We start from the raw sequence: 7662 nt of genomic DNA, 5'->3' as shown, positions 1-7662 counted from the left end.
CCGCCGCAACGCAGCTCCCAGCCGGTGCGCAGCTCCTCGGCGCGCAGCTGGCCCTGCACGTCCACGCTCCAGGCCGCCTTGATGCTGCCGCCGGCCTGCAGCAGCGTGTCGGCAAAGATGGCGCCGCCGCTGTGCAGGTCCTCGCCCACCTCCACCTGGCCGGCGCGCAGGCCCCCGCCCACCTGCAGGCTGCGGCCCACCAGCAGCTGGCCGGGCACGCGCACGTCGCCGTGCACGATCAGCGTGCCGGCGAACACGCAGTGGTCGGCCTCCAGGTGGTCCAGCTCCAGCACTGTGTTGGTGGGGCCGAAGTTCTGCAGCAGCCAGCGCGCATCCTCGACGCGGCCGGCGCGCACCTGGGTGTCCATGGCGCTCTGGTAGTCCTTGCCGCCCAGTTCGTGGCGCACAAACCAGCGGTAGCCGGTGGCGCAGGGGTTTTTGCCGCGCAAGAAGGTTTGGGTCAGTTCCATGTCCATGGTGCAAGCTCGTTGGTTCCGGGGAGGGGGGAACGGGCGCGTGGCGGGGCCGAAACGTCGCAGCAGACGTGGTGGGGCCGTGGTGGCGCAGGCGCCCTTGCGGTGTGCAAGAGGTGGCGGCCGTGCGGAGGGAAGAGGGTGTGGGTCTTACGCCTTCCGCACGGCGGCGGAAAGCATGGCCGTGACGCCGCTGAGGCTCACGAAGGCGGTCGGCACGCCATGGCGGCGTGTGCGCTGGTGCCGCAGCACGCGGGCACAGGCCTGCGGCACCTGGGCGAAAGCCGCAAGGCGCAAGCCGGCGAGGGTCGGTGCGAGCGTGGAGACCATGGGAAGGAAGCTGGTGAAGGCACCATTATGGTGCGATGCGGATGCCGGCACGCGGCAGTGCGACATTCGCCCGGAAGCCTTGGTGCCGGTCAAGGCATAGGGCTTTGGGTAACATCGGCCCTCCTGCGGGCGCGCGCCCGTCAGCCCGCGTGTGGCGCGGCCCCGCCCCGCGCGCCCTGTCCCCATTTTTTGCGGACCTGCATCCCCGGTGCCTGTGCACGGATGCCGGCCTGGCCTGAGACCCACCATGAGCTCCAACACCCCTCCCTCGTTCCTGAGCCGCATCGCCATCGCGATCGGCAGCTTCTTCGCCATCCTGGGCAATGGCCGCCTGGCCGCCGATGTGACCCGCCTGCGCGCCGGTGAGGCCCTGGCCGCCGACGTCGCGCCACGCGAAGTCCGTGTCGAGGTGCCCGTCGAGAAGATCGTCGAGGTCCGCGTGGAAGTGCCCGTGGAAACCATCGTCGAAGTCCCGGTCGAGCAGCGCGTCGAGGTGCCCACCGACACCGCCGCCCTGCAACTGCTGGGCCTGCTGCAGCGCGAGGCGCGCTTTGTGGACTTCATCCAGGAAGATGTGGCCCCCTACACCGACGCCGAGATCGGCGCCGCCGCCCGCGTGGTGCACGAAGGTTGCCGCAAAGTGCTGCGCGAGCACTTTGCGATCCAGCCCGTGCGCACCGAGGCCGAAGGCAGCCGCATCACCCTGCAACCCGGTTTTGACGCCACCGCTGTCCGCTTGACCGGCAATGTGGTGGGCCAGGCCCCCTTCACCGGCACCCTGGGCCACCGTGGCTGGCAGGTCACCTCTGTCAAGCTGCCCCAGCTGACCGATACCGCCGCCGCCCACGTCATCGCGCAAGCCGAAGTGGAGCTGTAAACCATGAACATGCTGGCTTCCATCGCCGCCGCCGGGGCGGTACCACCCGCGGCCGCGCCTGCAAATACCGTAGCACCCAGCGAAGACACCACCAGCGCTGCAGGCCAAAATGGCTTGCAAACTGCGGGCGCGCGCTACAGCATCGGCATTGACCTGGGCACCACGCACTGCGCGCTGTCCTATGTGGACAAGGCCGCCAGCGACGGCGAACAGGTGGTGCAGGGCGTGCTGGACATTCCCCAGCTCACCGCGCCCGCCAGCGTGGCGGGCCAGCCGCTGCTGCCCTCCTTCCTGTACCTGCCGCACGAGAGCGAGCTGACCGTGGCCGAGCGCACCCTGCCCGGCCAGGCGCCGCACGCGGCCGACAGCGCCTTCATCACCGGCGAATTCGCCCGCAGCCGCGGCGCGGCCACGCCCATCCGCCTGGTGTCCAGCGCCAAGAGCTGGCTGTGCCATCCCGGTGTGGACCGCCGCGCGGCCATCCTGCCGGCCGATGCCCCGGCCGAAGTCGCGCGCATCTCGCCGCTGACCGCCTCCACCCGCTACCTGGAACACCTGCGCTGGGCCTGGGAGCAGGCCCACCCCGAGGCTCCGTTCGCCCAGCAGGACATCACCGTCACCATCCCCGCCTCGTTCGACCCCGCCGCGCGCGAGCTGACGGCCGAGGCCTGCAAGGCCGCCGGCTTCCATAATCTGACGCTGCTGGAAGAGCCCCAGGCCGCGCTGTACAGCTGGATCCAGGCCAGCGGCGGCAACTGGCGCAAGCAGGTGCGGCATGGCGACATCATTCTGGTGGTGGACGTGGGCGGTGGCACCACCGACCTGTCCCTGATCGCCGTGCTGGAGCGCGATGGCAATCTGGCGCTGCAGCGCATTGCCGTGGGCGAGCACATCCTGCTGGGTGGCGACAACATGGACCTGGCCCTGGCCTATGGCGTGGCGCGCAAGCTGGCGCAAGAGGGCAAGCCGCTGGACGCCTGGCAGACCCGCGCCCTGGCCCACGGCTGCCGCGCCGCCAAGGAGCAGTTGCTGGCCGATGCCAGTTTGCAGTCCGTGCCCGTGGTCGTGTCCAGCCGGGGCAGCAAGCTGATTGGTGGCAGCATCCGCACCGAAGTCACGAAGGACGAAGTGCTGGCCCTGCTGGTCGAAGGCTTCTTCCCTAAAGTCCAGGTCAGCGACAAGCCCCAGACCCGCGCCCGCGCCGCGCTCACGCAGCTGGGCCTGCCCTATGCGCAGGACGCCGCCGTCACGCGCCACCTGGCCGCCTTCCTGACGCGCCAGGTCCATGCCCTGGCCGAGATCGACGGCCTGAATGGCGACCAGGTGGACGGCTCCACCTTCCTGCACCCCACGGCCATCCTGTTCAATGGCGGCGTGCTCAAGGCCCCGCAGATTGAGCAGCGCATCCTGGACGTCATCAACGGCTGGCTGGACGACGAGGCCTGCGAGCCCGCGCGCCTGCTGGACGGTGCCAACCTGGACCTGGCCGTCGCCCGTGGCGCGGCCTACTACGGCCACATCGCCACCACCGGCCGCGGCGTGCGCATCCGTGGCGGCACGGCCCAGTCGTACTACGTGGGTGTGGAGTCCAACATGCCCGCCATTCCCGGCATGGAGCCGCCCATCTCCGCCCTGTGCCTGGCCCCGTTCGGCATGGAAGAGGGCACCGAGGCCGCGCTGAGCGACCTGGAGCTGGGCCTGGTCGTCGGCGAACCCGTGCGCCTGCGCTTCTTCGGCTCCAGCGTGCGCCGCAGCGACGCCGTGGGCACCATGCTGGACTTCTGGGGCCCCGAGGAGCTGGTCGAGCTGCAGGAGATCGAACTGCACCTGCCCGCCGCCGGCCGCGCGGCTGGCGAGGTCGTCCCCGTCACGCTGGCGGCGCGCGTCACCGACATTGGCACCTTGGAGCTGAATGCCGTGCCGGTGGGCGGCACGGAGCGCTGGAAGGTGGAATTCGATGTGCGGGCGGAGACTACGTCTGACGAGGGGTAAGCGGCCCCATCGCTCCAGCTTCTGAAAAGCTGTTTGCAAAGCCTGCTGGTCTGGTGGTCAGCAGGCTTTTTGTTTGGTAAGTGTTTTGTTGGTGTTTTTTGGCTCTGGCGCTTGTGGAGATTGCGCGGGTAGCTATGGTTTATTGCTTTTGTTGTGTGTTTGTTTGCTGAGGCCGCTTATCGCGCGGCGGCGACCCGATTTCTTTTGTCTTGCCAAAAGAAACCGGGGAAAGAAAAGGCGCGCCTTGCAGGCGGCTGTCCGGCGGAACTCACTGCGCGCTTGCAGCGCTTCGTTCAAACAGCCGCCGGAAATATGAGGAACATCCACGAGATGGGGCGCGCGACGCTTGCGCGCGCGGGTGGCGCTGTGCGTTGGGCAAAGAGGTTGGTCCGTTTGAACGGCACGACAACTTCATTGCTTCTGGACCTGCAAATTTTCTATAGTCCGAGGCGAGCTGGACATGCATCTGGTATGCCGTCGACAACCCCAATTAGATAACTGAGGAGAAAGCGCATGGCGCGTCGATTTACAAAGGCGGAGAGCACGGGCATAGGAGTTTTTGCACTGATTGCGCTTCCTATTGCTGGTATCGCGAAGATTTTCGAAACCGTGGGCTGGATCATTCCCGTCGTTGTGCTTGCCGGAGCGGCGGCACTCTTCTTTTGGTTTCAGCACGACAAGAAGCAAAAACGTCTGCTCTATCTGCGAGGGAAGTACGCGAACGAAGAGGTGGTGCAAAAAATATTTCAAGGATATTTTTGGCAAGGGCAAAGTGAGGCGCAGCTGCTTGATGCCCTTGGCTCGCCAGTTGCTGTTGATCACAAGCTTCTTAAAACTAAGACGCGCGATGTGTGGAAATACCGCCATCAGGGTGGCAACCGGTTTGGTCTTCGAATCACTGTGGAAGACGGCTACGTTACTGGTTGGGATCAAAAAAATTAACTGCTCATAAAGTGTCTGCATCGGGGCTGCCAATACGTGGCGCTAGCAGGGTTCCCTTCTTTGCTTCCTTTTCTTGGGAAAGCAAGAAAAGGAAGTCGCCTGCCGCGCGACAAGCGGCCAGCAAAACCTCAAACAACAATCAGAGCCAAATCAGCCTTGAGCGCTTATCCAGCAAGCGCCACCTGCTCACATTGCTGAAAAGAACTTTCCATCCCCACACACAGCGCAAGCTGGCATGGGGTTTCGTCACCTACCCCTTCTGCCCGTGCCGAGGCGCACAGAGCGCAGGGTGGGCAGATGCGCCGCAGGACGCATCGGCTTCGTCATCTGGCTGGCCGCAGCTGTTTGAACGGAGCGACGCAGGAGCGCAGTGAGTTCTGCGGCAACACCCTGGGATCGAGCACCGCAGGTTGCCCGGAGCGCAGCGCAGGGACACGGGCAGCAGGGCGCGCTTCTTTGCTTACTTTGCTTGCGCGAGCAAGAAAAGTAAGTCGCCCGCCGCGCGATCAGCGGCCAGCAAAATCTCAAACAACAACAAGCACCAAATCAGCCGCCAGCGCTGATCCAGCAAGCGCCACCTGCTCACATGGTTGAAAAGAACTTTCCACCCACGCACACAGAGCAAGCAGGCACAGGGTTTCGTCACCCACCCCTTCTACCCGTGCCGAGGCGCGCAGAGCGCAGGGTGGGCCGATGCGCCGTAGGACGCATCGGCTTCGTGATCTGACTGGCCGCAGCTGTTTGAACGGAGCGACGCAGGAGCGCAGTGAGTTCTGCGGCCCCACCCTGGGATCGAGCACCGCAGGTTGCCCGGAGCGTAGCGGAGGGACACGGGCAGCAGGGTTCCCTTCTTTGCTTCCTTTTCTTGGGAAAGCAAGAAAAGGAAGTCGCCTGCCGCGCGACAAGCGGCCAGCAAAACCTCAAACAACAATCAGCACCAAATCAGCCTCTGGCGCCCATCCATAAAGCGCCACACGCTCCTCTTTTCAAGACACCCTCAAAACCCCGCTCGCCAACAGGGCACCCACCTCACAACTGGCCGAATGCAGGGCATGCATCGGTATGATATTGATAAATCCTTATCAATAAACCGTGAAAAACTTTTCTGCTTCTGCACCCAGTGCGCTGGCTGGTGCTGGCCGGCTGCAATCCATCGATGCGCTGCGTGGTCTGGTCATGCTGTTCATGCTGCTGGACCATGTCCGCGAAACCTTCTACCTGCACCTGCAGGTGCCCGACCCGATGGTGGTGGCCGACACGCCGCCGGGCCTGTTTGTCCCGCGCATGCTGGCGCACCTGTGCGCGCCGGTGTTTGTGTTCCTGACGGGGCTGAGCGCCTACCTGTACGCCAGCCGCCATGCCGATGCCGGGCAGGCGCGGGCGGCGGCCTCGGGCTTTCTGTGGCGGCGCGGCCTGTTCCTGGTGCTGCTGGAGATGACGGTGATCAATTTCGCCTGGACCTTCCAGTTCCCGCCGGCCAAGGTGTTCCTGCAGGTGATCTGGGCGATCGGCCTGTCCATGCTGGCGCTGTCGGTGCTGGTGTGGCTGCCGCGCCGGGCTTTGCTGGTGCTGGGCGTGGTGCTGGTGGCGGGGCACAACCTGCTGGACGGCCTGCATTTCCCCGCCGGCCACCTGCTGCACGCGCCCTGGGCCATCCTGCATGACAGGGGCTGGCTGGAGCTGGCCGGGGTGCAGTTGCGCACCTCCTACCCCGTGCTGCCCTGGGTGGGCGTGATCGCCCTGGGTTATGGCATTGGCCCCTGGTTTGGCAAGGCCTGCGATGCGGCGCGGCGCCGGCAGTTGCTGCTGGTGGCGGGTGTGGCCAGCCTGCTGGGCTTTGCGCTGCTGCGCACGCTGAATGTCTATGGCGATGCGCCCTGGCAGGTGGGGGCCACCACGCTGCACACGGTCATGGCCTGGTTCAACGTGACCAAGTACCCGCCGTCGCTGCTGTTCCTGCTGCTGACGCTGGGCGTGGGCCTGCTGCTGCTGCGCGGGTTCGAGGCGCGGGCCGGTGCCCGCTGGCTGGCGCCGCTGGCCACGCTGGGGGCGGCGCCCATGTTCTTCTATGTGCTGCACCTGTATGTGCTGAAGTTCATGTACCTGGCGGCGGTGGCGGCCTGGGGCACCAACCAGGGCCAACTGTTCGGGCTGGACCGCCTGCTGTGGCTGTGGGTGATCTCGGCCCTGCTGGCCGTGGCCTTGTACCCGGCCGTGCGCTGGTTTGCCGCGCTGAAGCAGCGCCGGCGCGACCTGACCTGGCTCAAGTACCTGTAGGCCACCGTCGGAGGGGCCGCGGCGGCACAATACCGCTTCCTTGAGAAGCCGCCCCCGCCGCCATGAACTCCTCCATGCAACGATCCACCAAGCAGCGCACCGCCATCCAGCAGGCCATGACGCAGGCCGACCGGCCGCTGGCGCCGCAGGAGGTGCTGGAGCTGGCGCAGGCCACGCTGCCGGGCCTGGGGATTGCCACGGTGTACCGCGCGCTCAAGGCCATGGCCGAGGAGGGCCTGCTGCGCGAGGTGCACCTGCCCGGGCGCAGCCCCATGTACGAGGTGGCCCACCACGGCCACCACCACCACTTCCAGTGCCGGGTCTGCGCGCGCGTGTTCGACGTGCATGCCTGCCCTGGCGATCTGGCCAGCCTGGCGCCCCCGGGCTTCGAGGTGGACAGCCACGAAATCACGCTCTACGGCCGCTGCAGCGATTGCGCGGCGCAGCCGGCCTGAGGGGGCACACCGCGTGACGATGTCCCCTGCCAGCGCGGCCTTTGTCGTCGGGATCGACCTGGGCACCAGCCACACCGTGGTCGCCAGCGTGCCCGTGCGCGGCACGGCGGCCGACATCGCCCTGTTGAACCTCCCGCAGCGCAGCGCGGCGGGCGAGGTCGTGGCCCAGCCCCTGCTGCCCTCGGTGCGCTACCAGGCCACCCCGGGCGAGCTGGGCGATGCCTGGCAGCAGCCCTGGCCGCCACAGGGTGCCTCGGACACCGCCCCGGCCGTCATCGGCGCTGGGCGCGCGAACTGGGCGCGGCGTGCCCGGGCG

Annotated in this window: 6 protein-coding genes and 2 pseudogenes; 6 read left to right on the top strand and 2 right to left on the bottom strand. The window is 66.6% G+C overall.

What is annotated here, in order from left to right; all coding sequences use genetic code 11:
* Both SJH88_RS17825 and SJH88_RS17820 read right to left on the bottom strand, forming a co-directional pair.
* Positions 1-470 (bottom strand): annotated as a pseudogene (locus SJH88_RS17825) (hypothetical protein); the annotation flags it as partial.
* A 153-nt stretch (positions 471-623) separates the two neighbouring features.
* Positions 624-803 carry a hypothetical protein gene (locus SJH88_RS17820; RefSeq protein ID WP_274755251.1) on the bottom strand — a complete coding sequence of 60 codons (180 nt, stop codon included), beginning with the start codon at positions 801-803 and terminating at the stop codon, positions 624-626.
* A gap of 247 nt (positions 804-1050) precedes the next feature.
* Here SJH88_RS17820 and SJH88_RS17815 point away from each other — a divergent pair, with 247 nt between their 5' ends.
* From SJH88_RS17815 to SJH88_RS17790, 6 genes and pseudogenes are all read left to right on the top strand, one after another.
* The gene (locus SJH88_RS17815; RefSeq protein WP_274755250.1) at positions 1051-1680 is read left to right on the top strand and encodes a DUF2760 domain-containing protein; all 630 of its coding nucleotides are present in this window, start codon (positions 1051-1053) and stop codon (positions 1678-1680) included.
* 3 nt (positions 1681-1683) lie between these two features.
* Entirely contained in the window at positions 1684-3672 is a 1989-nt protein-coding gene (locus tag SJH88_RS17810) for an Hsp70 family protein (RefSeq protein ID WP_274755249.1), read from the top strand.
* 513 nt (positions 3673-4185) lie between these two features.
* On the top strand, positions 4186-4614 hold the full coding sequence (locus tag SJH88_RS17805; protein WP_274755248.1) for a DUF2845 domain-containing protein: 429 nt from the start codon (positions 4186-4188) through the stop codon (positions 4612-4614).
* 1092 nt (positions 4615-5706) lie between these two features.
* Complete coding sequence (locus SJH88_RS17800) at positions 5707-6891, top strand: acetyltransferase domain-containing protein (protein ID WP_274755247.1); 1185 nt, start codon at positions 5707-5709, stop codon at positions 6889-6891.
* 74 nt (positions 6892-6965) lie between these two features.
* Positions 6966-7346, top strand: a complete 381-nt coding sequence (locus tag SJH88_RS17795) for a Fur family transcriptional regulator (RefSeq protein ID WP_042414945.1) — start codon at positions 6966-6968, stop codon at positions 7344-7346.
* Positions 7347-7365: 19 nt separating this feature from the next.
* Positions 7366-7662: pseudogene (locus SJH88_RS17790) on the top strand (Hsp70 family protein); the annotation flags it as partial.

It is taken from the genome of Comamonas sp. GCA5 (assembly GCF_036541385.1).
Lineage (GTDB): Bacteria > Pseudomonadota > Gammaproteobacteria > Burkholderiales > Burkholderiaceae_C > Comamonas > Comamonas aquatica.
Note: the sequence above shows the minus strand (reverse complement) of the source record. Positions and strands in the feature narration are given on the sequence as shown.

Bases quoted from the DNA above. Each gene is read 5' to 3' on its own strand.
- SJH88_RS17820 (WP_274755251.1), bottom strand. From the start codon at position 803: ATGGTCTCCACGCTCGCACCGACCCTCGCCGGCTTGCGCCTTGCGGCT.
- SJH88_RS17815 (WP_274755250.1), top strand. From the start codon at position 1,051: ATGAGCTCCAACACCCCTCCCTCGTTCCTGAGCCGCATCGCCATCGCG.
- SJH88_RS17810 (WP_274755249.1), top strand. From the start codon at position 1,684: ATGAACATGCTGGCTTCCATCGCCGCCGCCGGGGCGGTACCACCCGCG.
- SJH88_RS17805 (WP_274755248.1), top strand. From the start codon at position 4,186: ATGGCGCGTCGATTTACAAAGGCGGAGAGCACGGGCATAGGAGTTTTT.
- SJH88_RS17795 (WP_042414945.1), top strand. From the start codon at position 6,966: ATGCAACGATCCACCAAGCAGCGCACCGCCATCCAGCAGGCCATGACG.